We start from the raw sequence: 25,869 nt of genomic DNA on the forward strand, positions 1-25,869 counted from the left end.
AAACGCTCATGCTCGTCAAACAAATCATGGTGTTTGCGTCAATGTCCTTTCAAGAACTCCGGCTTGACCGGATGAGCCGATCATTCGGAACTTTCAATGCGCTGAGGGAGATCAACCTCACCATCCGCAAGGGCGAATTCATCGCGCTTCTTGGCCCTTCCGGCTGCGGAAAATCGACGGCTCTCAATTGCATCGCCGGTCTTCTTGGCACGACGGGCGGCGGTATCTTTATCGACGACCGCCGCGTGGACCAGCTGAAGCCCGAGGATCGCGGTTTCGGCATGGTGTTCCAGAACTATGCGCTGTTTCCGCACATGAATGTGCTGCAGAATGTCGGTTTCGGTCTCAAGATGCGCGGTCTGGCGAAGAGCAAGATCGAAAAGCGCGCGCGGGCCGCACTGGCTCTGGTGCGGTTGCAGGGACAGGAAGAAAAACTGCCCGGACAGCTTTCCGGCGGTCAGCAGCAGCGTGTGGCGATTGCCCGCGCCATCGTCATCGAGCCGCCTCTCGTTCTCATGGATGAGCCGCTTTCCAATCTCGATGCCAAGCTGCGCCTTGAGATGCGCGCCGAAATCCGCCGCATCCATAACCAGCTCGGCTCCACGACGATCTATGTGACCCATGATCAGGACGAGGCCCTGTCGCTTGCCGACCGCATCGTGGTCCTGCGCGACGGTGAAATCCGTCAGGTGGGCAAGCCGCACGAGCTTTACGAAGAGCCGCGCTATCGCGACGTTGCCGCCTTCATGGGCTTCCGCAACGCCTTGCCGGGCAAGGTCCTGCGCGTCGAAAACGGGCAGGCGGTCATTGCCGTGGCCGGAAGCGAACTCGTCGGGCGTGCGATGGATGAGCTTCGGCCGGGCGATGATGCCGTGCTGATGGCGCGCGGCGATGATGTCGTGTCCGGTTCGGGCCACCGCAACGACTTGGAGGCAACCGTCGAGACCATCGAATATCGCGGGCGCGAATATGTCGGCACCGCGCGCACCGAAACCGGGATGGAACTGATCTTTCACGGGCCGCAGGGCGTGGAACCCGGCAGCCGCATCGTGCTCGGAATCGATGCCGGCCATGCGCTGGTCTTTCCGGCGGAGGGCTGAGCGATGGCAGTCGAAACCTATGCTGACGCCTCCCTCAAGCCCACTTTAAGGCCCGGCTTGCGGCAACGCCTCGCCAATCGCGGCTTCGATGGCGTCACCCTTCTGATCCTGCCTGCGCTGCTTTTTGTGGTGGGCGTGTTCATCTATCCGTTTCTTTACGGGCTGGTGCTGTCCTTCAATCCGCTCGATGGCGGCGGGGCGCTGGCCAATTATCGCAAGTTCTTCTCCGATCCCTACCTCTACAAGACCATCGGCGCGACGCTGTGGCTGGCGGTTCCTGTAACCATCATCAGCGTGCTTTTCGCGGTTCCCATTGCCATGCGCGTGCGGCTGATGCGCCGCCAGCGCCTGCTGACGACGATCCTTGTCCTGCCGGTAACGCTTGGCACTGTCCTGATCGCGGAAGGTCTGCTCAACTATCTGGGGCCGCAAGGGTGGTTCAGCCGCACGCTCATCACCATCGGCCTGATCGACAGCCCGCTGAAGCTCACCAACAATTACTGGGGCGTCTTTGCATCGCTGGTCATCACGGTGTTTCCGTTCACCTTCCTGCTGACGCTTTCCTACATAACCGGCATCGATCCCGCGCTGGAACGCGCCGCCGCCACCCATGGCGCAAACAGCTGGCAGCGTTTCCGCCATGTCATGCTGCCCTTGCTGGTGCCGGGGCTGGTCGTCGCGGCCTGCCTCACCTTCGTGCAGGCATTCGCCGTGTTTCCATCTGCCGTGCTGCTGGGCGCGCCGTCGGGACCGACCCGTGTGATCTCCATTGCCGCGGCACAGGCGGCGTTCGAGCAATATGACGACTCTTTGGCCTCATCCATCGCCATGATCATGGCGGCGGTACAGTTGCTCGTCGTCGGCGCGCTCTTGGGCGTTCGTTCGCTCTTCTATCGCGGTTCCACCGCTGGCGGAAAGGGTTAGGCCATGATCCGCGATACTTCTGTCCTTTCCAAGCTCTGGATCACCCTCGTCTGGCTCGTGACCGGCTTCTTCGTGCTCAATGTCCTTGCGGTCATCACGGCTGTGGTGGTTTCGAGCTTCGGCACGCGCTGGCTCGGCACCTGGCTGCCGGAAGCGTTCACCACGCGCTGGTATGCGGCAGCGTGGGCCGAATTCCAGCTCGATCAGGTGCTGCTGGTCACGTTTCAGGTCGTCTTTGCCGTGGTGATCCTGTCGGGCATTTTGGGTGTGACGGCAGCCTATGCCATGGCGCGGCGTGATTTTCCCGGCAAGAAGCTTGTGCTCCTGATCTTCCTGCTGCCGCTTCTGGTGCCGCCGATAACCTTCGGTATTCCGCTGGCGACCGTGCTTTACAAGTTCGGCGTGGGCGGCACGTTCTGGGGCGTCGTTCTCGCCAATCTCGTGCCGACTGTACCCTTCGTCATTCTGGTGATGATCCCCTTCATCGAGCAGATCGATCCGAAGGTGGAGGCGGCGGCGCGGGTGTTCGGGGCGGGAACGTTCAAGCTCTTCGTCCATGTGCTTCTGCCCATGCTGATGCCGGGCGTGCTCGCGGCCATGCTTCTGGTTCTGGTGCGCACGGTCGCGATGTTCGAACTGACCTTCCTCACCGCCGGGCCGACTTCGCAGACACTTGTCGTCGCGCTCTATTATTCGGTGTTCGCCGCCGGGGTCCGCTCCGTGCAGTCCATCGACGCCATGGCGGTCATCTACATGGTCACATCGCTGGTCTGGCTGCTTCTGGCGCTGCGTTTCGTCAATCCGACGCAGATCGTGGCACGCAACCGTCAACCGTCCGCGCATTGAGGCTACAGGATGAAAATCACCGCAATCGAAACGGTGCAGCTTCCGCACCTCAACAACATCTTGTGGGTGCAGGTTCACACCGACGAAGGTATCGTCGGGCTTGGCGAGACATTTCGTGGGGCAAATGCGGTAGCAGCCTATATCCACAGCGATGTTGCGCCGCTGCTCCTTGGCCAGAACCCGTTGGAGATCGACCGTATCTCCAAGCTGCTGCTGGAGCCCTATGTCGGCTTTCGTTCCTCGGGCGTGGAGATCCGCGCCGCCTCGGCAATCGACATTGCGCTATGGGATATTTTCGGCAAGGTGACCCGCCAGCCGATCCACCAGTTGCTGGGCGGCCTGTCGCGGCAATCGATCCGCACCTACAATACCTGCGCCGGCTACACCTATAACAAGAGCGGCGCGCGCCGCTATATCGGCGATGCCGACGAGGCGAAGGAGGGGCCATACGAGGATCAGCTCGCCTTTCACCGGGATGCGGGCGCGCTTGCCGAAAGCCTTCTGTCGGAAGGCATAACGGCCATGAAAATCTGGCCTTTCGATCCGTTTGCCGTCGCTTCCGGCGGGAATTTCATCCACGCGGGCGATCTCGACAAGGCGCTGCAACCGTTCCGCCAGATACGCGATGCGGTTGGCGACCGGATGGAAATCATGGTCGAGTTCCACTCCATGTGGGACCTGACATCGGCGCTGGCCATCGCGCGCGAGCTGAAAGCCTTCCGGCCCTTCTGGTCGGAAGACCCGATCAAGATGATGAACCCGCAGGCGCTGGCCGTCTATGCGCGCCAGTCCGGCATTCCGGTCTGCGCCAGCGAAACCATGGCGACGCGCGCACAGTTTCTCGATGTGCTGCGTGCCGATGCTTCCGACTATGTGATGCTCGATATTTCATGGTGCGGCGGGCTTTCCGAAGCCAAGAAGATCGCCACCATGGCCGAGGCGTTCCAGCGTCCCATCGCGCCGCATGACTGTACTGGCCCGGTGGTGTTTGCCGCTTCCATTCACCTGTCGCTCAATGCGCCAAACGCGATCTATCAGGAGTCTGTCCGCGCCTATTACACGTCCTGGTATCGCGATCTGGTGACGGTGATGCCGCGCATCGAAAAAGGCGTGATCTATCCATTCGAAGGCGCGGGCCTTGGACTGGAACTCTCCGGTTTCGTGCTCGATCACCCTGACGTCATAAGGCGAAAGACGGAGGCCGAATGATGGGACGGTTTCGCTGCATAGCCGATCTGCGCGGGGAATTGATGGAAAGCCCGGTCTGGGATGACCGCAGGGGAACGCTCTTTGCCTGCGACATCGAGGGGCGGCGTATATATGAAATCGACATTGACCGGGGTCCGCTTCGCGAGTGGTCCTTCGCAAGTCAGGTAGCAAGCCTTGGATTGACCGAAAGCGGGCGTCTTGTTGTGGCGCTTTCGCGCGAGATCGTGCTGTTCGATCCCGAAACCGGCAGTCAGGAAGCGTTATGGTCCGCCTTTGATGAGCCTGCAACGTCCCGCCTCAATGACGGCAAAGTCGGACCCGACGGTGCGTTCTGGGTCGGCAGCATGGATGGCCGTCCCGAGCGCGAGCCCATATCGCGGCTTTATCGGGTGACAGGGGATGGCGATGCGTCCGTGAAGGCTGAGGGCTTCAAGATTTCAAACGGCCTCGCCTGGACGGCGGATGGCAGAACCATGTTTCATACGGATTCACGCGGGCCGTGGATCGACCGCTACGACTTCGACCCGCAGACAGGGAACATCGGCGGGCGCCAACGCATTCGCGATCTCGATGAGCAGGGCGGCAGGCCGGATGGCGGGGCCTGCGATGCCGGGGGCGCTTATTGGAGCGCGGGCGTATCGGCGGGTGTCCTGAACCGCTTCGACCGTGACGGCAATCTGCTGGAAAAGATTCCAGTCCCGGTCCCAGCCCCGACAATGCCCTGTTTTTGCGGGCCGGGCCTGACACTTCTGGCCATCACTTCGCATCGGCAGGTGCCGGGCGCGGCACTGGACGCAGCGCCCCTGTCGGGCGGCGTGTTTCTGGCCGAGGCTTTTGTTACCGGAGCAGCAGTCAGCCGGATGAGGGGTGTGTGACATGACCGCCCGCATATTTCCAAACATTTGTATTTCTCCCGAAAGCCGTTTCGCGCTTTCGGGATGCGCTTTGACCGGGAAGGTATGAAATGACCAGAAAGACCTATGGTGATCTGCGTTCGGCGCGCTGGATGCTGCCCGATGATCAACGTTCATTCGGGCATCGCTCGCGCACCATGCAGATGGGATATGATCCGGTCGACTGGGAAGGCCGTCCGATCATCGCCGTCATAAATACATGGTCCGAGGCGCAGCCGTGCCACATGCATTTCAAGGATCGGGTGGAGTGGGTGAAACGCGGTATCCTGCAGGCGGGCGGCTTCCCGATGGAGTTGCCTGCATTGTCGCTGTCGGAAAATTTCGTGAAGCCGACCACCATGCTCTACCGCAACATGCTGGCGATGGAGACGGAGGAACTGCTGCGCTCGCACCCAATCGATGGCGCGGTTTTGATGGGCGGCTGCGACAAGACCACGCCGGGCCTCGTCATGGGCGCGGTCAGCATGGGCCTGCCGTTCATCTTCCTGCCTGCGGGCCCGATGCTGCGCGGCAATTATGCCGGTAAATATCTGGGCTCCGGCACGGACGGCTTCAAATATTGGGATGAGCGCCGCGCAGGCACCATTTCCAAGGAGGAATGGCAGGGGATCGAGGGCGGCATCGCCCGATCCTACGGCCATTGCATGACGATGGGCACCGCATCGACCATGACCGCGATTGCCGAAGCCATGGGCCTGACGCTTCCGGGCGCGTCGTCCATTCCGGCTGCCGACGCCAATCACCAGCGCATGTCCACGCAATGCGGTCGCCGCATCGTGGAGATGGTCTGGGAAGACCTGACGCCGCAAAAGATCATGACGCCCGCTGCGATCACCAATGCGGTCACGGTTGCGATGGCGACGGGATGCTCGACAAACGCAATCATTCACCTGATCGCGATGGCGCGGCGGGCTGGTGTGCCGCTGGAACTGGACGATCTCGACCGCATCGGGCGCACGACGCCGGTGATCGCCAATATCAGGCCGTCTGGCACCGCCTATCTGATGGAGGATTTCTTTTATGCGGGCGGGCTGCGGGCATTGATGAAGCAGCTCGGCGACAAGCTCGATCCTTCCGCGATAACCGTAACCGGCAAGCCGCTGACCGACGGTCTGGAGGATGTCAAAATCTGGAACGAGGACGTGATCCGTCCGCTGTCCAATCCCGTCTATCACGAGGGGTCGCTCGCGGTGCTGAAAGGCAATCTCTGTCCCGATGGCGCGGTGATAAAGCCTGCGGCCTGCGATCCGCGCTTCCACCGCCACAAGGGACCGGCGCTCGTCGCGGACAGCTATCCCGACCTGAAGAAGATCATCGATGATCCCGACTATCCGATGACGCCGGACACGGTTCTGGTGCTGCGCAATGCGGGTCCGCAGGGCGGGCCGGGAATGCCCGAATGGGGCATGATCCCCATGCCTAAGGCACTGCTTAAGCTTGGCCTGCGCGACATGGTGCGCATTTCGGATGCGCGCATGTCGGGAACGAGCTTTGGAGCCTGCGTTCTGCATGTCGCCCCGGAATCCTTCATCGGCGGGCCGCTCGCCCTTTTGAAGACCGGCGACATGGTGGAACTCGACATTCCGGGCCGCAGTCTCAACATGCTGGTTTCGGATGAGGAACTGACGGCGCGGCGCGCCGCCTGGCGGGCACCGCCGCCCAAATATGAGCGCGGCTACGGGTTCGTGTTCTCCAAGCATGTCGAGCAGGCCGATAAGGGCTGCGATTTCGACTTCCTGAAAACCGATTTCGGCCGTCCCGTCGACGAACCGGTCATCTATTGAGAGGCAGCTTCGATGTCAGATTATGTGCTTTCCGACGAAACGCGGGCGAAGCTGAAGGCGGTTTCGACGGCTTCCGTCGCGACCGCGCTCTATAAGCGCGGCCTGCGCAACCAGTTCATTCAAGGCGTTTTGCCGGTGGCTCGCAAGCGCGAGAACATGGTCGGTCAGGCTTTCACACTGCGCTATATCCCGGCGCGAGAGGACCGCAACCCCATCACGGTTTTCCGCAATCCAGACCACAAGCAGCGCGTTGCGATAGAAACATGCCCGCCCGGTTGCGTGCTGGTGATGGATGCGCGCAAGGATGCGCGCGCGGCGACCGCCGGGTCGATCCTGGTGACAAGGCTCGCCCTGCGCGGCGCGGCTGGCATTGTTTCGGATGGCGGCTTTCGCGATGTGAGCGGCATCGGCGAGCTTGATATGCCTGCCTATTGCGCAAAGCCTTCCGCGCCGACCAACCTGACGCTGCACGAGGCGGTGGACATCAATGTGCCGATAGCCTGCGGCGATGCGGCAGTGTTTCCGGGTGATGTGCTGGTCGGCGATGCCGATGGCGTCATGGTCATTCCCGCGCATCTTGCCGACGAAATTGCCACCGAATGCACAGCCATGGAAACCTATGAGGATTTCGTGCTGGAAGAGGTGCTGAACGGCGCCACCATTGTCGGCCTTTATCCGTGCACGAAGGAAGAGACCGAGCGCAAGTTCCAGAACTGGCGCGAACAGAACGGTCGCTAACAGAGTATTTCCAGCAAACGTGCCAAGCGGTTTTGCGTTTGATAATGTGCAAAAACAAAAGGGAGGCACTACGCCTCCCTTTTATATTTTTAAGCTGTTGTGGCTTAATAAAGCACGTTCTTGGCTTCCGGCTGGTCGATATTGTCCTTGGTGACGACAACAGCGCCCGTATCGACGAACTTCTCGACCTTTTCCTTGTTCAGCACCTTCAACAAGGTTTCGATGCCCTTTTCGCCCATCTGGTAGGAACCCTGAACGACGATGGCGTTGAGCGTACCGTCCTTGACGAATTCCTGCAGGTCCTGATTGCCGTCGAAGCCGATGGCGGTCAGCTTGCTGGACTTGCCTGCCTGCTTGATGGCGCGGCCCATGCCGATGGCGGTCGGTTCGTTGGCGCCGAAAATGCCGACGAGATCGCCATTGGCCGCCAGAACATCGGTGGTCTGGTTGAGCGCGGTTGCCATCTGCGACTGCGAGTAATAGGGGCCGACGACTTCCAGCTTGGAATTGGCCTTGATGTAGTCCACGAAACCACCGACGCGGCCGATTTCGGAACCTGCGCCTGCGACGTAGGACATGACGGCGATCTTGCCGGTCGTGCCTGCCTTGTCGATCAGCGCCCTGGCTGCGGCTTCGCCGGCCTTGCGGTTATCGGTGGCGAGGAATGACTGGTAATATTTGTCCGCGCCATCGGCGAGCTGCGAGTCGATGATGACGACCGGAATGCGGGCTTCCCATGCCTTCTTCACGGCGGGCGTCAGCGCGTCCGGATCGGACGGAGCAAGCAGGATCGCATCCACTTTGCGGTTGACGGCATTTTCCACCATGTTCACCTGGTCGGCGATGGCCGATTCAGCTGCCGGACCCTGAAAGGTCATGGTGTGATCCTTGGATTCCTTCATGGCAGCTTCGGCGCCCTTCTGGACGTTCTGCCAGAAAGTCGAATTCACGGTCTTCACGATAACGGCGATTTCGCCCGCCGAAGCGCTTGCCGCTCCTGCAAGCACAAAGGCCGAAGCCATCAATGCAGACACCAGTTTACGCATGTTTTCCTCCTGTTATCGAGCTCTTGGCTCTACCCTTGCCGGAATGCCTGACGCATTCCGTCTCCCCTCTCATCGGCGGTTGCGCATCTGGTCGATCCATACGGTGACAAGAATGACGAGGCCGATGATGATCTGCTGTGTGAAAGCGGAAATGCCGTTCATGTTGAGGCCGTTCCGCAGGATGCCGATGACGAACGAGCCGATGAACGTGCCCGAGATCGTGCCGACGCCGCCGATGAGCGACGTGCCGCCGATGACCGCGCTCGCAATGGCGTCGAGCTCGTAGGCGACGCCTTCATTGGGCTGGGCGGTCACGAGGCGGGACATGAGAACGCAGCCCGTAAGCCCTGCCAGCGTTCCCGAAACAATATAGGTGAAGGCCGTCACGCGAGCGACATTGACGCCGGAAAGCCGGGCTGCCTCGGCGTTCGAGCCGATGGCATAGATGTGACGGCCAAGCACCGTGCGGTTCAACACGAGCGCTGCCGCAATCGCGATCACGATCATCAGCACCACCGGGTAGGGGATGCCGGGGAAGGTGACGACCGGAAAGCCCTGTTCATCGATGCTCTCGATGCGGAACAGCGAGCCGTTGCCGAGCACGCCGAAGGCTTCGCCGAGGCCGGAGACGGCGCGCGCGCCCGTGATCTGGAGCGCGACGCCGCGCGCGATCAGCATCATGCCAAGCGTGGCGATGAAGGGTGGCAGCTTGAGCCTGGTGATGACGAAACCGTTGATGAGGCCGCAGAGCGATCCCGTCAATATGCCGAGCAGCATGGCAAGCGGGATCGGCAGCGACAGCTCCTTGACCGCAAGCGCGGCCACAACACCGGCAAGCGCCAGCACGGAGCCGACCGAAAGATCGATGCCGCCGGTGATGATGACATAGGTTGCACCGATGCCGAGAAGCGCGATGGACGTCACCTGCAAGGCGATGGTCATCGCATTGTTAACGGTCATGAAGGCGCTGCTGGTGACGGAAAAGATCGCCGCCAGAATGATCAGGCTGCCGACAGCCGCAAACTTCTGGATGATGTCCTTCTGGCGGTCGCTGAGCCCTTTGGATTTTGCCGTCTGCTGGGGCTTGTCCGTGGTGATTTCGGCCATTACTGCGTCCTCATTTGTCCTGCCGGCCCCGCCCGGAGGCATAGGTCATGATTTCTTCCTGCGTTGTCGCAGCCGTGTCGAGGACCGCGGTTATGCGCCCCTCGTGAAAGACCGCCACGCGGTCCGAAAGCCCCAGAATTTCCGGCAGTTCCGAGCTGATCAGCACGATGCCGATGCCCCTTGCCGCCAGCTCGTCCATGATCTGGTAGATCGCGAATTTCGCGCCTACGTCGATGCCCCGCGTCGGTTCATCGAAGAACATGATGCGCGGCTCGCGGAACAGCCACTTGCCGATGATGATCTTCTGCTGGTTGCCGCCTGACAGCAGGCGAACGGGTTGGGCCAGTCCCGGCGTCTTGATATTGAGAAGGTCGACATAGCGCTGGCTTGCCTGCCGGTGGCGCTCGAAATCGATCACGCCATAGGAACTGCTGACGGCTTCCATATTGGCGAGCGTCAGATTGGCGTCGACCGGCATCTTGACGGCCAGTCCTTGCGCCTTGCGATCTTCCGACAGATAGGCGATGCCTGCCTCGATGGCATCGCGCGGGCTGGCGACGGAAAGCGTATCGCCTTCAAGCACGATGGTTCCGGCATCGTGCGGATCGGCGCCGAAGATCGCGCGCGCCACTTCGGTCCGTCCCGCGCCCATCAACCCGGCAAAGCCGAGGATTTCGCCGCGCCGCAGTTCAAAGCTGATATTCTCGAAGATGCCGTTTCTCGTCAGCCCGGCAACGGAGAAAATCACGTCTTCCGTTGGCTTTCGCGTCGGTTCTGGAAATTTCTCGTCCAGCGAGCGCCCGACCATTCCAGCCACGATTTCATCGACGGTGACATTGTTGAAATCCTTGGTCCAGACATAGCGGCCGTCGCGCAGGATGGTGACGCGGTCGACAATCTCAGCCATTTCATCGAGGCGATGGGAGATATAGACGATGCCGGTGCCCTGCGCCTTCAATTCGCGGATGACCCTGAACAGAAGCTGCGCTTCCTGCTCGGTCAGCGATGAGGTCGGTTCGTCCATGATGAGGACGGAGGCGTTGAGCGACAGGGCCTTGGCGATCTCAACCATCTGGCATTGGGCAACCGACAGGTTCAGCACCTGTGTCGACGGGTCGATCTTGACGCCAAGCCGGTCGAGGCAGCGCTGCGCGTCCTCCTTCAGCTTGCGGCGGTCGACGAAGAAACCGCGTTTTGGCTCGCGCGCAAGATAGATGTTTTCGGCAACGCTCAAGTGGGGAACGAGGTTCAGTTCCTGATGGATGATGGCGATGCCTGCGGCTTCCGATTCAAGCGTGGAGGCAAAGCGGACCGGCTGGCCGCGATAATGGATCGTCCCCCCATCCGGCTGATAGACGCCGCTGACGATTTTCATCAGGGTCGATTTGCCAGCGCCGTTCTCGCCGCAGACAGCATGAACCTCGCCCGCCCGCAATTCGAAGCTGACGTTCGACAGGGCCTTGACGCCCGGAAACTCCTTGGAAACTGAATCCAGCTTCAGCAATACAGGCGCGGCATCCGCGCGCGCTGTCGCTGACGGCAATCCTCCCATCGCGCTTCCTCCCTCGCGCAAAGTTTCATCACCTATCAATAGAAGAAGTAGAAGGCAGCAGGTTTCTGGTCAAGCCAATTTTGCGGGAACGACACAAATCCCACGTTATAGGGAAATGCCGCCGTCAAAACCCCAATGAGCGGGATAATTGGCCTGACCAGAGGGGGGCAGCCGTTCGATCTGCCTCATGAATCATTTACCGGAACGGAGATAAGGGGTTTCCGTTCCGGGGCGGAAGCGGAGCAGAAGAAAACGCATCATTACTGCAAATCTGACAGTAGCTTGGTATTTTATGCGGCCGCCTCTGGAAAGAGGGGGCGTTCCTTTCTATCATTATATACCGATGATCTGATCCTGAGGGGAAGTTTTGTATTTTGAAATAATTACGGTCGTGCTGTTGACGGTCCTCAACGGCGTTCTCGCCATGTCGGAACTCGCAGTGGTTTCATCCCGACCGGCACGGCTGAGGGTAATGGCCGACAAGGGCAGCCGCGGCGCCCGCATGGCTATTGAGCTTGCCGATAATCCCGGCCGTTTCCTGTCCACCGTCCAGATCGGCATTACGCTGGTCGGCGTTCTGTCAGGTGCATTTTCCGGAGCGACATTGGGTGCGCGCCTGTCGGGCTGGCTTCTGGGACAAGGCGTGTCGCCGGCGCTTGCGGATGCGCTTGGCGTCGGCTCGGTCGTCGTGGTTATCACCTATCTGTCCCTGATCATCGGCGAACTCGTGCCGAAGCAGATTGCGCTGCGCGCACCGGAGGCGGTTGCAAGCCGCGTCGCCCCGACGATGACGTTTTTGTCCCGGATGGCGGCGCCGCTCGTCTGGCTTCTCGATACATCGGGCCGTCTGGTCCTCAAGCTGCTCGGCCAGTCCGGCAAGTCGAGCGATGGCGTGACCGATGAGGAGATCAAGTCCGTTCTTGCCGAGGCGCACAGCGCTGGCGTGATCGAGACCGAAGAATCCCGCATGATCGCAGGCGTGATGCGCCTTGCAGACCGCACGGCGCGCGGCTTGATGACGCCGCGCATGGACGTCGAAATGGTCGATATAGAAGACAGTTTCGATGAAATCCGCCAGCAGTTGCACAATACCAGCCGTTCACGGCTGCCAGTGCGCGGCGAAGATTCCGACGAGGTGATCGGTGTCCTGCAGGTGCGCGATTTCTTCAACCAGCTGTCCTCCAGGGGCAGCGTCGATCTGCGCGAGATCGTCCGGGACGTCCCCGTCGTGTCGGATTTTTCCGATGCGCTGGACGTGGTGGAAGCCATTCGCGGCACGCCAACCCATATGGTGCTCGTCTACGACGAATACGGCCATTTTGAAGGCGTGATTACTGCGGGCGACGTGATCGAGGCCATTATCGGCGCCATGCAGGAAGAGGACCATGTCGAGGAAAAGGCGATCGTGCGCCGGGCGGATGGTTCCTATCTCGTCTCCGGCTGGATGCCGATTGACGAATTTTCGGAGTTTTTGCGTTTCCCCATCGATGAGGACGCGGAATACAACACCGTGGCCGGGCTGGCGCTTGAGGAAATGAAGCATCTGCCGGATGTGGGCGAAACCTTCGTCAAGAACGGTTGGGTGTTTGAAATTGTCGATCTCGACGGACGCCGCATCGACAAGCTGTTGCTGACGGCGGAAGAACCGGCGACCGAGTAAGCCGGGCCATCAATAAGTGTTTTCAGGACTTGCAGGACGGGGCAATGCCGGGTGGTATGCCCCATCCGCCGAAGTAATTGTATCGATTGAACGGCTGGCCATTGGCATTTCAGATAAAGTGCATGTTATAGTTATCAGTTGGGAGGCGGGTCTGCTGCCATTCCTTTTTGGCCGGGAACACGGGGGCGTCCTGATCAGAAAAAGCTGAACGTGCTCTGGCTGATGGTTGCGTATCGATGGGGTCGAAAACTGCATATTGGCTTCAACTGGTCAGGTCGGCATATGGCAGTCACGACAGTCCGATAGCCGACAAGATACTTGCGGACCAGCTCGGGGAGATCTGCGAGGGGGCACGCTTCTCGATGCCCATCAGCACGGTTCTTTCGGTGCTCATTCTGGTGGTGCAGGTCGCCGCGGGGCATTTCTGGGAGGCAGTTGCCTGGTTCGCGCTGGTCAATTTCATCAATGCGCTGCGTTTCTTCGAGGCAATTGCCCATAACCGCCGTCAGGTGCCGATTGAGCAGGTCGCGGATTTGCAGCGCCAGATCAGGCGGTTCCAGCTGCTTGCTGCCCTGTCCGGCTTGGTCTGGTCCGGCGTTGCGGTGCTTTCCAGCGGGTTCGCGGACCCGCAATCGCCGGTCTATCTGGTCATCCTTGCCGGTATCTGCGCGGGCGCCGTCACCTATGGTTCGTCCTATGCTTCGGTTGCGATCAATTTCATTACCCCGCCGCTCGTCGTGACGGTGGTGTGCCTGGCCATGCGAGCCGACCTGCAATATGGCGTGATCGCTGTATCCGTCGTTCTGTTCTGGTGCGGGCTCACGCGGGGCGCGCTTCTGGGGCAGCACCGCTTCATCCAGACAAGCAGGCTGAAACACGAGGCCAAGCAGCTTGCTGACGAGATGGCGCTCAAGTCGCAGGAAGACCCGCTGACCGGCCTCTTCAACCGGCGCGGGCTGGAAACCTCCATCCGTCGGCTGCCTGTCGAGGATGGCCCTTTCATCGTCATGCTGATCGATCTCGACGGGTTCAAATCCGTCAATGATACCTATGGACACAAGGTGGGGGACGATCTCCTCGTCGCCATCGCGCAGCGTATCCGGCAGATTTCACCCGAGCGGTCCGTGTTGGCGCGCATCGGCGGCGACGAATTCGTTCTCGTCTATCCCGAACCGTCGGCGACAATCGAGGCGGGGCTGATCGCCGCGCGCATCATCGGCAGCCTGAGCGCCCATTATGAGGGCATCCTGTCGGTCGAAATCGGCGCCTGCGTCGGCATCTGCCGGCTGGAATGCCTCGATCCGGTCGAAATGCTGCTGCGTGCCGATTTCGCGCTTTATGCGGCCAAGAAACGCGGCCGCAACGAATATTACTTTTTCGAGAAGCGCCTTCAGCACGAATGGGAGCGCAAGCAGAGCATCGAGCGTGATCTGCGCATCGCAATCGAAACCGGGCAGGTGCAAACCTACTTCCAGCCGGTAGTGGAACTTTCCAGCGGTCGCATGATCGGCTTCGAGGCCTTGCTGCGTTGGGACCATCCGCAGCATGGCACAATTCCCCCGCCGGAAATCATCGATGTTGCCTGTGAAGTCGGCGTGGTGCGCCAGCTTACGCATAATGTGTTCTTCAATTGCTGCGAGATGATTGACAAGCTCACCGACAGCGGGCGCTGTGATCTGACGGTCGCCATGAACCTGTCGCCGCGCGAAATGGCCGGCGGGCGCATTCCGCATGAAATCCTGTCCCATATGGAAAGACGCGACCTGCCGATTTCCATGCTTGAAATCGAGATTACGGAAGAGGCCCCCTTCGACCAGCGAGGGATGAATGACAGCCTGGACGCGTTGTCGAAGGCTGGCGTTTCGATCGCGCTGGATGATTTCGGCACCGGCTTTGCGACCTTTGCTTCGTTGAAAAAAGGTCTCGTCGACAAGATCAAGATCGATCAGGTGTTCGTGCGCGGCATCGCGGAATCGGAAGGCGACCAGCATATCGTGCGGGCTATGGTCGCGTTGGGAGATGCGCTTGGCGTCAAGGTAACCGCCGAAGGGATCGAGACGGAAGACGACCGCGACATGCTGTGCAAGCTTGGCTGCAACAGCGGGCAGGGCTTCCTGTTCGCCCCCGCTTTGCCGATGGGCATGGCGCTCGCTGCCCTTGCGCAATCAGGCGCCGACAGAAGGCTCGACCGGGCCGTCCCGTAGCCGGACTTGGTCACGGACTGGCGGCTATGGTATGTTCCCTCATGGGTGGCGGCGGCAGAGGCGGGCAGCGAGGAATTCATGACCGACAAGAAACCTGACGGTCCGGTACTTCTATCGGGCGGCAATCCGCAGATCGCCAAGGGCGAAGGCGACGCGCCGGTGCGGGCCTATATCGCCGCCATGCCGGGCTGGAAAAGCGCGGCAGGCCGCCGCCTCGATGCCTTGATCGTGCGCACGGTCCCCGATGTCCATAAAGCGGTCAAATGGAATTCGCCCCTCTACGGTTTGAAGGGAGAGGGCTGGTTCCTCAGCTATCATTGCTACGAGAAATATATCAAGGTTGCGTTCTTTCGCGGTGCGAAGCTGACGCCCATGCCGCCGGTCGAATCCAGAAGCAAGGACACGCGGTACTTCCACATCCGCGAGCATGACGAGGTGGACGAAGCCCAGCTTGCCGATTGGATCAGGCAGGCGAGCCGCTTGCCGGGCGAGAAAATGTAGATACAAATCCGTGATGCCGGACTGGCGAATTTACACCTTTATGCCACGGGAGGGACTTCATGGCAGACGATAACGAGGCGTCCAGGCTGATTGACGGGCGCATCGCCGAACTCGGCGACTGGCGCGGCGAGACGCTTGCCAGAATGCGCGCGCTCATAAGGCAGGCCGACCCCGAAGTGGTCGAGGAATGGAAATGGCGCGGCGTTCCGGTCTGGTCGCATGACGGCATTATCTGCACCGGCGAGACTTACAAGAAAGTAGTGAAACTGACCTTCGCCAATGGAGCGGCACTGGATGACCCGGCCCGCATTTTCAATTCCAGTCTTGAAGGCAATACGCGCCGCGCGCTCGATATAAGCGAGGGCGAAACGGTCGATGAGGACGCCTTCATCGGGCTCGTTCACGCTGCCATCGCGCATAATCAAGCCAAGAAGACGCGGAAAAAATCCAAAGCGTCAGGTTAAGCGTCCCCAAGCGTCAGATAAGATTGAAAAGTTCGTCGGAAACGGTCGCCGCCATGTGCCGGCCGACCGTTTCAAACACCAATCAAATTGAACGGCTCAATCCGCCATCCACCCGCAGGTTCTGCCCGGTGATATAGGCGGCGCCATCCGATGCGAGGAAGGAGATCGTCGCGGCGATTTCCTCGCTCTTGCCATAGCGCTGCAACGGAACGCTCTCCCGGCGCTCTTCCGTCTTGGGCAGGCTGTCGATCCAGCCCGGCAGAACATTGTTCATGCGGATATTGTCGGCCGCATAGGTGTCGGCGAAAATCTTGGTGAAGGAGGCAAGCCCGGCGCGGAACACCGCCGAAGTCGGGAACATGGCGCTCGGCTCGAATGCCCATGTGGTCGAGATATTGATGATGACGCCGGATTTCTGCTTCTGCATCGTCGGCACGACCAGACGGGCCGGGCGAACCGCATTGAGGAAATAGGTGTCCATTCCCTTGTGCCAGTCCTCATCGGTGATTTCGAGGATGGGCGCGCGCGGTCCGTGGCCTGCACTGTTGACCAGCACGTCGATACGGCCCCATTTTTCAACAACCGCATCCACCAGCCGCTTCAGATCCTCATTCGACTGGTTCGAGCCGGTGACGCCGATGCCGCCCAGTTCCTGCGCCAATGCCTCGCCCTTGCCGGAGGACGAAAGGATCGCAACCTTGAAACCGTCCTGCGCCAGCCTGCGCGCAGCGGCGGCACCCATGCCGCTTCCGCCAGCCGTCACAATCGCTACTTTTTCTACTGTCATGATGCTTTCCTTTCCGGGAAATGCTGCCCGAGACGGCAACCGCCAATAACCGTTCCTTCCATTTATAACGGAGAACCATTATCCTGACGAACGAAAATGCGTAACGTCAAGCAATAGAAAATCTATCGGATAAGTTCATGAAAAGACTTCCCTCGCTCAACGGCCTGCGTGTATTTGAAGTCGTCACGCGGCATCTGAATTTCCGTCTGGCGGCGGAGGAACTTGGCGTGACGCAGGCGGCGGTGGCCCAGCAGATACGCGGCCTTGAGGCGGAGCTTGGACTGAAACTCTTTGAACGCCAGCCCCGCACGCTGGTCATGACAGAACCGGCCCGCGCCTATATCGCCAGCGTGCGGCGGGCGTTCGACCTGCTTTCGGAGGCGACCGAGATGCTGCGCCCCGAGCCGCAGCACCTGACTATCAGCGTGACGCCAACCTTCGCCTCGAAATGGCTTATCCCGCGACTGGCAGAATTTACGCAAGCGCATCCCGATATAGAATTGCGCATTGTCGCCAGCGACAAGGTCGCCAATTTTCAGACAGATGCCGTCGATCTCGCGGTGCGCTACGGCGAGCCGCCTTTCGGCCCGGGGCTGAATGCGGAGCTGCTTTTCGAGCACGTGATCGTTGCCGTCGCAAGTCCGGTTCTGGTCGAGAGGCTGGGCGATGCGGGCCTGCCGGAAAATCTGCAGCGCTATCCGCTGCTGCACGATGCGCATAATTTCTGGCCGAGATATCTGGAGAAGGCGTTTCCCGGCGGCGTGTCGGCTTCACCGAAAAATACGCGCTTCAACCAAACTTCGCTTGCCATCGATGCGGCAATCGCCGGGCACGGGCTGGCGCTGGCAAGCCGCTTTTTCGTGGAAAAGGAAATTGCCGCGGGCAGTCTCGTCCAGGCGCTGGCTACCGAGCTGCGGGTCGGCGCGGACTTCTACGCGGTTTCGCTGCGAAAGCCGCGCCATCCTGAATCCGTGGAGGCCGTGAAGGGCTGGCTGAAAAGCGCATCCCGAAAAGTGTGAAACGGTTTTCGGATGAGATGCGCATCAATACAAACAAGACGCATCCCGAAAAGTGTGAAACGCCTACGCAGGGAAATCAGTCCGCCGGACTGATTTGTGATCCTGCTCCGATCATGCGCCAGCGCATCAGGTTGATGGCTCAGGCACTTCCAGCTGCGTTTTCCGGCTGCGGGCTGGCATGGTGATGCAGACGAGGCAGATGACGACCAGAAGGACGCCAAACCAGCCGAGGGCGGACAGCCGCTCTCCTACGATCACCACCGCGAAGAACGCGGCGACAACCGGCTCAAACAGGGTGATCGTCGTTGCAACGCTTGTTTCGACGCGGCTCAAGCCGTACCCGAAGCAGACATAGCCGAGGAACATCGGCACGAAAGCCATGTATAGCCCGACAGCCGCATTGTTCCATGAGGCGAGAAATGGGCCGCCGGTTGCGATCAGCACCGGCATCAGCAAAACGCCGCCTATGCCGAAGGTCGCGCCCATGGCGGTTGTCGACGATATGCCGCCCTGCATCAGCTGGCGCGCGCAGGAGGAATAAAGCGCATAGGTAAAGCCTGCCACGAGGCCAAGCAGGGAGCCGATGAGCGGCGAGCCTTCAGCGGACACGGCGTGGCTGCCGCCATCTTCCGATATGCTGAGCAGGACCATGCCGGTAATGCCGACAATCGCGCCGGCCAGCCAGCGCAATGACGGGCGAAAGCCGCTCTGCCGGTATTCGATTCCCGCGGAAAGCAAAGGGGCGGACCCGAGCGAGATGACCGTCCCGATGGTCACCCCAGCCATCCGCATCGAGGCATAGAAGGCGAGGGGATAGATGGCGACGCAGACCGCGCCGAGCATCAGGATGCGCCATTGATCGGCAAGCGCCTTTCGCGACGCGATGATGCCGCGCCAGGCAATCGCGGCCTGTGCCAGTCCGCCAAGCCCCATGGCGGCGGCGCCGATTGCAGCCGCGCCGACTTCCGGCGCGAAAGTCGCTGCCGTGCCGGTCGTGCCCCAGATGGTGGAAGCGGCGATGATCGCAGTCACTCCCAGAAAGTAGCTTCTCGATGATTGCATTTATGAAGACTTCAAAACTGTTGCGACCATCGCCTTGGCTTCGCCCAGGCGCGCACTGTTACCCTCAAGCCCGGCCCGCATGATCGCTCCTTCGAGGATGAAGGAGAGCTGCACGGCGAGCTGGCTTACCCGTGGCGGATCGTCGGGGATCAAGCCGGTGAGGTGCGTTACAAGCAGGCCCTCGACCTCTTCCTTGTGCTTTCTCACCGCCTCGCGGCCCGGATCGCCAGCGGGCAGTTCCGCTGCCGCATTCAGAAGACCGCAGCCGCGAAACCCGTGTTCATAGGCAAATTCCGCGTGATCGCGATAAGCATCGAAGACCGCCAGTATCCCGTCCAACGGGCCTGCTGCCTTCTCCAACCGCTTCTCATAGAGGTCCAGCCATTCGGCGTGGCGGTGTTCCAGATATGTGGCCACCAGCTCCGCCTTGGATGCGAAGTTGTTGTAGAGGCTCTGCTTCGCCACGCCTGCGCGCTGGATGATCGCGTCGATGCCGGTGGCCGAAATGCCCTCGTCGTAAAACAGCTCCGCCGCCGCTTGCAGAAGCCGCTCGCGTGCCGGTCTCGAACTTGTCGTTACGGAATCGCCCATCTTGCATCGCCCAATTTAATAGGTAGACCAGTCTACCTAATCGGGAAATGGAGTCAATCGGCGAATGAAACGCGTGGATGAACCGGCGAAGGAGAGGTTCTAAGCCGGTTTTGGTTTTAACCCCTTGTCCCTGGGGAGAGATTCACGTATCGCCTTAATCAGGCAGATGGAACGGGAGGTCGTCCGGTGCCGCAGAGAATGTCCCCCCTCGCGCCTTTTCAATACAAAACATTCCGGGCGCTGTGGTCAGCTACACTGGTTTCCAACCTCGGCGGTCTGGTGCAGACGGTCGGCGCTGGCTGGATGATGGCAACCATCGCCCATTCGGACGACATGGTTGCACTGGTGCAGGCTTCGACAACCTTGCCTGTGATGATTTTTTCGGTCGCAGCCGGGGCCTTGGCCGATAATTTCGACCGCCGCCGCATCATGCTGACCGCGCAGGTCTTGCTTCTGATAATTTCGGTCGCGCTGGCGGCTTTTGCCTATCTCGGCATTCTCACGCCCTGGATGCTGCTCGGCTTCACCTTCCTGATCGGCTGCGGCGGTGCGTTGCACAATCCGTCATGGCAGGCGTCGATGGGCGACATCGTGCCCCGCGCCGATCTGCCTGCAGCAGTGGCGCTCAACAGCATGAGCTTCAATCTCATGCGCAGCATCGGTCCCGCTATCGGCGGTATCATCGTTGCGGCGGCGGGTGCGGCTTTTGCCTTCATTTTCAATGCGTTCAGCTATTGCGCGCTCATTCTGGCGCTGTGGCAGTGGAAGCCCGAAACGGTCAAATCCACCTTGCCGCGCGAAACTCTGGGACCGGCCATGGTGGCGGGGCTGCGCTACGTCGCCATGTCGCCGAACCTTCTGAAAGTGATGTTCAGGGGCTTTCTGTTCGGCCTGTCGGCGATCGTCATTCTGGCGCTCCTGCCGCTGGTTGCGCGCGATCTCGTGCACGGAACAGCGCTTACCTACGGCATCATGCTGGGCTTCTTCGGGCTTGGCGCCATCGGTGGCGCGTTGCTCAGCGCCCGGCTTCGGGAACTGCTCGGCAATGAATGGCTGGTGCGCGGCGCTTTCATCGCTTTCGCGGTCAGTTGTGGCTTGCTGTCGATCAGCCGGAACGTGTGGCTCAGCTGCATCTTCCTGTTGCCTGCCGGGGTGTCATGGGTTCTGGCGTTGTCGCTCTTCAACGTCACCGTGCAGCTTTCCACGCCGCGCTGGGTGGTGGGGCGCGCTCTGGCGCTTTACCAGACGGCCACCTTCGGCGGAATGGCGGCGGGCAGTTGGCTCTGGGGTGCCGTGGCGGATGAATATAGCGTGCCGGGCGCGCTTCTGGCTGCCGCCGTCGTGCTCGTTTTCGGCGCAGTGATCGGACTTCTCCTGCCGCAGCCCGAGTTTGAATCCCTCAATCTCGATCCGCTCAACCGTTTCAGCGAGCCGCAGCTTAGGCTGGATCTTCGTTCGCGCAGCGGTCCGATCATGATCATGGTCGACTACAAGATCGCGCAGGAAGACGTTCCAGCCTTCCTTTCGGCCATGGCCTTGCGGCGGCGCATGCGTATCCGCGACGGTGCCCGGCAATGGGTGCTGCTGCGCGATCTGGAGAATCCCGAAACCTGGACGGAAAGCTATCACGTGCCGACCTGGGTAGAGTATGTCCGTCACAACCAGCGCCGCACCCATGCCGATGCGGAAGTGTCAGAAAGGCTGCTCGCCTTGCACAAGGGAGACAAGCCGCCGCTGGTCCATCGCATGATCGAAAGGCAGACCGTTCCGGTGCATGACGACATGCCGCTCAAGGCGCATCTCGACCTGTCGTAAACGCCGTTTTCAGATTGAGGCAAAACCGGGATTTTCACCCATTCAGCATCGAAACAATGCTTTCGGACAGAAACCCTGCGCTTTCTGCATAGGATTTTGTGGCGACGAGCGGACTAAAACATGGCAAAATAAAGGCTAGAAGCCCAATCGCTCCCTCAGGGCCTTCCGGTAGGATCGTGAAACCGGCCACGACTGTTCGACGCCGCGCATCCTGACCAGCCATTTGTCGATCATGCTTCTGTCTATGTCGGATACGTGCAGGACATTGATGAATGTCGTGCGGTGAATGCGCAAAAAGATGCTTGCCGGAAGAATGCCTGCCCATATACCGAGCGGCCGGGAATCGAGAACCGTCGAACCGTCGCCAAGCCATATCTCGCTGTAATTGCCCGCCGACCGGACGCCGATGATCTCCTCCGGCGAAACTCCGCGCATGACACCGCGTTTGCTGACATAGATCACCGAAGTCGGGTCGGGTTCCTCATGCGGAAGGGGCACGTCTTGGGGCGTCGCATATTTCGCCTGCGCGATCAGGCTTGCGCACTGGAACATGGCCTTGATCTCGGCCCGCGACCAGCGTCTGGCTTCGACAGTCGTATCGAATCCGATGATCCCGCGCAGCCGGTCGCCATAAAAGAGCGGAATGCTGAGAATGCTCTGATTTCCCTGCCGCAAGAACTCCGCCTGAAGGGCGCGGGCAGTGCGCGGCAACCCCCGGACATCATGAACCGCGACGGCCTGTCCCTTGGTCAGATAGCGGTGCAGCCATGCAATCAGCGTGGTGGGAACCTCCTGAAGCTCCGAAATATAGGGCACCGTACTGCCCTTGCACCATTCATGCGTATTGCGAAACCGCAGAAGATCGGGCGCATATTCGATCATCCACGCCCGGTCGGCCTGCGATGCATGGCCGACGACGGCGAGAAATTCCGAAATGGCGTTCCCGACAGGTTTCCTGAGCAGATGCAAGGCGCAGAGATAAGGCCAGTCGAGCGCCGGCGCTTCCGCGCACTCCCTTTCGGAATAGATCCGGTAGGCCTCAACCGCACTATCCAAGCCGCCTCCCAAAATGTTGCGTGATCGAAAACCATCATTCAATAACAGCGGGACAGTATATTGAATATAATTGCCCGCTATTTGCAATGGAATTCATGCAATCAATGCAACCGTTGCCATGCCCGGTTCACCCCTTGGCGGGAGAATGCAATTCGCAGGAGGGCGGCGGAAAACCGGGCGAAATCGCTGGAAAGCCCCAAAAAAGCCTCGGTATGTGTGGTGATAGCATAATCATACCGAGGCTGCGCATTTGCCTGATTCCGCCGGAGCGGTGCGCGGGATCAGATTAGTGATCATTGCGACAGAAAGAAGTCTTACTTCTCAGGCGCCGGGAATGGCTGTGGATCAATTAATCCGGACCCGGATTAATTTCATATCGCACGAATTTTATTTCAAATACTTCGCGCGGCCCTTTGATCTGACCTTCCGTTCAGCCGATATCTTCGACCTGATCGAGATACTGACCATATCCTTCAGCTTCCATCCGGTCCTTCGGAATGAACCGGAGCGATGCGGAATTGATGCAATAGCGAAGGCCGCCGCGGTCCACAGGTCCATCAGGAAAGACATGACCGAGATGGCTGTCGCCATGGGCCGAGCGTACTTCCGTCCGCACCATGCCATGCGACACGTCGGTCAGTTCCATGACATTGGCGGGTTCGATGGGCTTTGTGAAGCTGGGCCAGCCGCAATGGGACTCGTATTTGTCGGCGGAGGCGAAGAGCGGTTCGCCCGAGACGATATCGACATAGATTCCCGGCTCCTTGTTATAAAGATATTCGCCGGTTCCAGGGCGCTCGGTGCCGCTTTCCTGCGTGACGCGATATTGCTCCGGCGTGAGCCTGGCAATCGCTTCCGGGTTCTTGCTGTAGGTCATGATGTGCGCTCCCTTCATATGTGTCCAGAATCTAGGACGACGAGAGCAACTATTCCAGTCCGCAGCAAATGACTAACTGTTGAAGAACCCCGCCGGGGCGGGGTTCTCACTACTTTCCGAAGAGGAAGCTACTTCGCTGCCGCCAGCTTCTCGCGGGGCGTGGCATTGCCTGCACCTGCGAGAAGCAGGATTGCAATCCCGCAAAGCACCGCAAGCGTATAGAAACCGGCGTCATGGTTTCCGACCGCGACATCAGCCCAGTTCTTGATCTGCGGCGCGAAGAATGCACCGAGATTGCCGATGGAAACGATGAAGGCAATTCCGCTGGCTGCGCCTATGCCGCCCAGATAGCGGGTAGGAAGGCTCCAGAACACGGGTTGCGAGGCAGTGAGGCCAGGAACGGCAATGCAGGCCGCGAGAAGCATCAGCCACGGATTGCCCGTAAGTCCGATGACGGCAAGCGCCACTGTTCCCGCGATGACCATGCCCATGCAGACAAGCCGATGCTGGTTGGTCTGATCTGCCAGAACCGTGAAATAACGCGTCGCGATGACCGAACACAGCCACGGCAGCGCCAGAAGCGAACCGATCAGAAGGTTCATGTGTCCATCGGACGCCGCCTGCGCAAAGCGTGACGGGAAGTAGAAGGTCAAAGGCGCGGTCCCGATCTGCAGGAAGAAATAGATGCCGATGAAGGCCCAGACACGGCGGTCTTTCAGAACCGACATGGCAGAATGCGCGGCCTGCGTTTCCTTTGCCGCTTCTTCTTCGGCGATGACGCGGGTGAGGGCATCGCGCTCCTCGGCGGAAAGCCAGCGCGCTTTTTCGGGGCGATCCGTCAGATAGAACAGGGCGATGATACCGACCAGCGATGCGCCAAGCCCTTCCACAACGAACATCCACTGCCAGTTGGTGAGGCCAAAAATGCCGTGATGCGTCAGCAGCCATCCCGAAAGTGGACTTCCCAGAACCAGGGCCAGCGGAACGCCGAGATAGAAGATGCCGGTGGCGCGGGCACGCTGCTTTGCCGGGAACCAATAGGTCAAATAAAGCAGGACACCGGGATAGAACCCGGCCTCGCAGACGCCCAGCAGAAAACGAAGCGTGTAGAAGACGCCTTCAGTATGAGCGAACATCATGGCGGCCGAGACAATGCCCCATGAAATCATGATGCGGCTGAGCCACAGGCGGGCGCCGACCTTGTGCATGATGATGTTGCTTGGAACTTCAAAAAGAGCATATCCGATAAAGAAAATGCCGGCGCCGAAAGCATAGGCCGCGTCACTCAGCCCGGTATCGGCCTGAAATTCCGATTTGGCGAAGCCGATATTTGCCCGGTCCAAAAAAGCCAGGATAAGCATGATCGCCAGAAATGGCAGAAGTCGCTTCGTCGCCTTGCCGACGGCTGAATCGACATGATTGTCTTGCATCGTTGAGCCTCCTCCTCAATGCTGCCCGTGGGGCAGGACGATGAAGCGGAAACTAGCGATAATTTCCTGATAAATACATAGCGCATATATGAATATTCGAAGGCGTATTTGAGGCCCGCGCCCATTAAAGGGTGCGACGATCTCTGTATCATTAAGCAGTTTGAGAGGCGTACTGCACGATAATTTATATATGAATGGTATATTTAGTATACGATTTTCTGAGGGATATCAAGGATAGTTTCGTATTGCAATAATGCGTGATTTTATCCGCTTTGCGTAACCGGCACGAAAAACTTCGCCGTCGTGGCGGAAAATATGAAACACAATCAATCGGATAGCGGCTACTGATCCGGCGACGTCAACGGCTGATCCGGACTCGGGGAAAGATTTCCATGGACAGATAGTGCTCATCGAAACTTGCAATATGCACGAGGGCGGAGCGGTTGAGGAACTCTACCTCATTGTTGCGGAAAACCAGAAGTTCGTCTTCGCGCAGTTCACGCAGCATGCGGTTGATATGGATCGGGGTCAGCCCGAGCGCGTCGGCAAGCTCGCTTTGTGTCAGCGGGCAGAAGAAGCGGTTGACGTCGCCCGTACCGTTGATCCGGGCCCGGTGTCCGAGTTCAAGCAGAAGATGCGCGATGCGCACAAGCGCGCTGCGGCGACCGATGCTGATCAGGTGTTCGATCAGGATTGCGCGCTGCCGGGCCATCAGTTCCATGAATGTCATGGCCAGCCGCGGCGATTTGAGCAGGCTTTCTGTGAGATGATCCAGCGAGATTTCGAGGACGGAAAGCTCGGTAACCGAAATAAGCGTATAGTAGTTGAAGCCGAGCCCGGTGCGGAAACCGAGGAAATCGCCTTTCATGAGAAAGTCGAGAATCTGGCGGTCGCCATCGGGAAGATCACGATAGATGCAGCCCCAGCCGCTTTTTATGATGTGGACCGAGTTGGCCCATTCTCCCTGGCTGCTGACGACCGTATGGGCGGCATAGGTCTTTGAAGCCATTGGCAGGGCGCTGAGGATACTGAGATCGCTTTCTTCAAAAACCGCGCCTATGGGGGCGCTCTCCAGAAAATGGCGCAGCGATTTTGCTTCGTCGGCATTTACCACCATAGAGCCTACCTGCCGTTTCGCCCAGCAAAGGAAAATTTTAATTTTACGTCTGATGTCCCCGCATTC

Annotated in this window: 23 protein-coding genes; 13 read left to right on the top strand and 10 right to left on the bottom strand. The window is 59.7% G+C overall.

The window, feature by feature from the left end; translation table 11 throughout:
- Positions 1-26: 26 nt before the first annotated feature.
- From J9800_RS00500 to J9800_RS00530, 7 genes are all read left to right on the top strand, one after another.
- Complete coding sequence (locus J9800_RS00500) at positions 27-1,100, top strand: ABC transporter ATP-binding protein (protein WP_205315904.1); 1,074 nt, start codon at positions 27-29, stop codon at positions 1,098-1,100.
- A gap of 3 nt (positions 1,101-1,103) precedes the next feature.
- Positions 1,104-2,024, top strand: coding sequence for an ABC transporter permease (locus J9800_RS00505; RefSeq protein WP_114215163.1), 921 nt, complete (start codon positions 1,104-1,106; stop codon positions 2,022-2,024).
- A 3-nt stretch (positions 2,025-2,027) separates the two neighbouring features.
- On the top strand, positions 2,028-2,870 hold the full coding sequence (locus J9800_RS00510; RefSeq protein WP_112588776.1) for an ABC transporter permease: 843 nt from the start codon (positions 2,028-2,030) through the stop codon (positions 2,868-2,870).
- Between the two features lie 9 nt (positions 2,871-2,879).
- Complete coding sequence (locus J9800_RS00515; RefSeq protein WP_114215162.1) at positions 2,880-4,079, top strand: mandelate racemase/muconate lactonizing enzyme family protein; 1,200 nt, start codon at positions 2,880-2,882, stop codon at positions 4,077-4,079.
- Positions 4,076-4,954: an SMP-30/gluconolactonase/LRE family protein gene (locus J9800_RS00520; protein WP_114215161.1), complete on the top strand. Its 879-nt coding sequence runs from the start codon at positions 4,076-4,078 to the stop codon at positions 4,952-4,954. Before J9800_RS00515 ends, J9800_RS00520 begins: the two co-directional genes overlap by 4 nt.
- A gap of 89 nt (positions 4,955-5,043) precedes the next feature.
- A complete protein-coding gene (gene araD, locus J9800_RS00525) occupies positions 5,044-6,777 on the top strand; it encodes an L-arabinonate dehydratase (protein ID WP_114215160.1) in 1,734 nt (577 codons plus the stop codon).
- A gap of 12 nt (positions 6,778-6,789) precedes the next feature.
- Positions 6,790-7,515, top strand: coding sequence for a ribonuclease activity regulator RraA (locus J9800_RS00530; RefSeq protein WP_114215159.1), 726 nt, complete (start codon positions 6,790-6,792; stop codon positions 7,513-7,515).
- 104 nt (positions 7,516-7,619) lie between these two features.
- Here the strand turns inward: J9800_RS00530 and J9800_RS00535 are convergent, their stop codons facing one another.
- The 3 genes from J9800_RS00535 to J9800_RS00545 all read right to left on the bottom strand — a co-directional run bounded on the left by J9800_RS00535 (position 7,620) and on the right by J9800_RS00545 (position 11,220).
- Positions 7,620-8,561: an ABC transporter substrate-binding protein gene (locus tag J9800_RS00535; RefSeq protein ID WP_114215158.1), complete on the bottom strand. Its 942-nt coding sequence runs from the start codon at positions 8,559-8,561 to the stop codon at positions 7,620-7,622.
- 69 nt (positions 8,562-8,630) lie between these two features.
- A complete protein-coding gene (locus J9800_RS00540; RefSeq protein WP_112588788.1) occupies positions 8,631-9,668 on the bottom strand; it encodes an ABC transporter permease in 1,038 nt (345 codons plus the stop codon).
- 10 nt (positions 9,669-9,678) lie between these two features.
- The gene (locus J9800_RS00545) at positions 9,679-11,220 is read right to left on the bottom strand and encodes a sugar ABC transporter ATP-binding protein (protein ID WP_114215157.1); all 1,542 of its coding nucleotides are present in this window, start codon (positions 11,218-11,220) and stop codon (positions 9,679-9,681) included.
- 367 nt (positions 11,221-11,587) lie between these two features.
- Between J9800_RS00545 and J9800_RS00550 the strand changes: the two genes are divergently transcribed.
- The 4 genes from J9800_RS00550 (at position 11,588) to J9800_RS00565 (ending at position 16,049) form a co-directional block, all read left to right on the top strand.
- Entirely contained in the window at positions 11,588-12,880 is a 1,293-nt protein-coding gene (locus J9800_RS00550; RefSeq protein WP_114215155.1) for a hemolysin family protein, read from the top strand.
- Positions 12,881-13,116: 236 nt separating this feature from the next.
- Positions 13,117-15,084 (top strand): putative bifunctional diguanylate cyclase/phosphodiesterase, encoded by a 1,968-nt coding sequence (locus J9800_RS00555; RefSeq protein ID WP_114215154.1) that lies wholly within the window; start codon positions 13,117-13,119, stop codon positions 15,082-15,084.
- Between the two features lie 78 nt (positions 15,085-15,162).
- Positions 15,163-15,585, top strand: a complete 423-nt coding sequence (locus tag J9800_RS00560) for a DUF1801 domain-containing protein (protein ID WP_114215236.1) — start codon at positions 15,163-15,165, stop codon at positions 15,583-15,585.
- A gap of 59 nt (positions 15,586-15,644) precedes the next feature.
- Complete coding sequence (locus tag J9800_RS00565; protein WP_114215153.1) at positions 15,645-16,049, top strand: DUF1801 domain-containing protein; 405 nt, start codon at positions 15,645-15,647, stop codon at positions 16,047-16,049.
- An 82-nt stretch (positions 16,050-16,131) separates the two neighbouring features.
- Here the strand turns inward: J9800_RS00565 and J9800_RS00570 are convergent, their stop codons facing one another.
- Positions 16,132-16,836: an SDR family oxidoreductase gene (locus tag J9800_RS00570; RefSeq protein WP_114215152.1), complete on the bottom strand. Its 705-nt coding sequence runs from the start codon at positions 16,834-16,836 to the stop codon at positions 16,132-16,134.
- Between the two features lie 137 nt (positions 16,837-16,973).
- Here J9800_RS00570 and J9800_RS00575 point away from each other — a divergent pair, with 137 nt between their 5' ends.
- The gene (locus J9800_RS00575; RefSeq protein WP_114215151.1) at positions 16,974-17,855 is read left to right on the top strand and encodes a LysR substrate-binding domain-containing protein; all 882 of its coding nucleotides are present in this window, start codon (positions 16,974-16,976) and stop codon (positions 17,853-17,855) included.
- A gap of 126 nt (positions 17,856-17,981) precedes the next feature.
- Here J9800_RS00575 and J9800_RS00580 read toward each other — a convergent pair whose 3' ends face one another.
- Positions 17,982-18,917 carry a DMT family transporter gene (locus tag J9800_RS00580; protein ID WP_114215150.1) on the bottom strand — a complete coding sequence of 312 codons (936 nt, stop codon included), beginning with the start codon at positions 18,915-18,917 and terminating at the stop codon, positions 17,982-17,984.
- Entirely contained in the window at positions 18,918-19,508 is a 591-nt protein-coding gene (locus J9800_RS00585; RefSeq protein ID WP_114215149.1) for a TetR/AcrR family transcriptional regulator, read from the bottom strand.
- Positions 19,509-19,694: 186 nt separating this feature from the next.
- Between J9800_RS00585 and J9800_RS00590 the strand changes: the two genes are divergently transcribed.
- Positions 19,695-21,323, top strand: coding sequence for an MFS transporter (locus J9800_RS00590; protein ID WP_112588806.1), 1,629 nt, complete (start codon positions 19,695-19,697; stop codon positions 21,321-21,323).
- 135 nt (positions 21,324-21,458) lie between these two features.
- Here the strand turns inward: J9800_RS00590 and J9800_RS00595 are convergent, their stop codons facing one another.
- The 4 genes from J9800_RS00595 to J9800_RS00610 form a co-directional block, all read right to left on the bottom strand.
- The gene (locus tag J9800_RS00595) at positions 21,459-22,379 is read right to left on the bottom strand and encodes a LytTR family transcriptional regulator DNA-binding domain-containing protein (RefSeq protein WP_114215148.1); all 921 of its coding nucleotides are present in this window, start codon (positions 22,377-22,379) and stop codon (positions 21,459-21,461) included.
- Positions 22,380-22,809: 430 nt separating this feature from the next.
- The gene (gene msrB, locus J9800_RS00600) at positions 22,810-23,256 is read right to left on the bottom strand and encodes a peptide-methionine (R)-S-oxide reductase MsrB (RefSeq protein ID WP_114215235.1); all 447 of its coding nucleotides are present in this window, start codon (positions 23,254-23,256) and stop codon (positions 22,810-22,812) included.
- Positions 23,257-23,384: 128 nt separating this feature from the next.
- Positions 23,385-24,686: an MFS transporter gene (locus tag J9800_RS00605; protein WP_112588816.1), complete on the bottom strand. Its 1,302-nt coding sequence runs from the start codon at positions 24,684-24,686 to the stop codon at positions 23,385-23,387.
- Between the two features lie 358 nt (positions 24,687-25,044).
- On the bottom strand, positions 25,045-25,803 hold the full coding sequence (locus tag J9800_RS00610) for a Crp/Fnr family transcriptional regulator (RefSeq protein WP_112588818.1): 759 nt from the start codon (positions 25,801-25,803) through the stop codon (positions 25,045-25,047).
- Positions 25,804-25,869 lie beyond the last annotated feature (66 nt).

It is taken from the genome of Ochrobactrum sp. AP1BH01-1 (genome assembly GCF_018066705.1).
GTDB lineage: Bacteria > Pseudomonadota > Alphaproteobacteria > Rhizobiales > Rhizobiaceae > Brucella.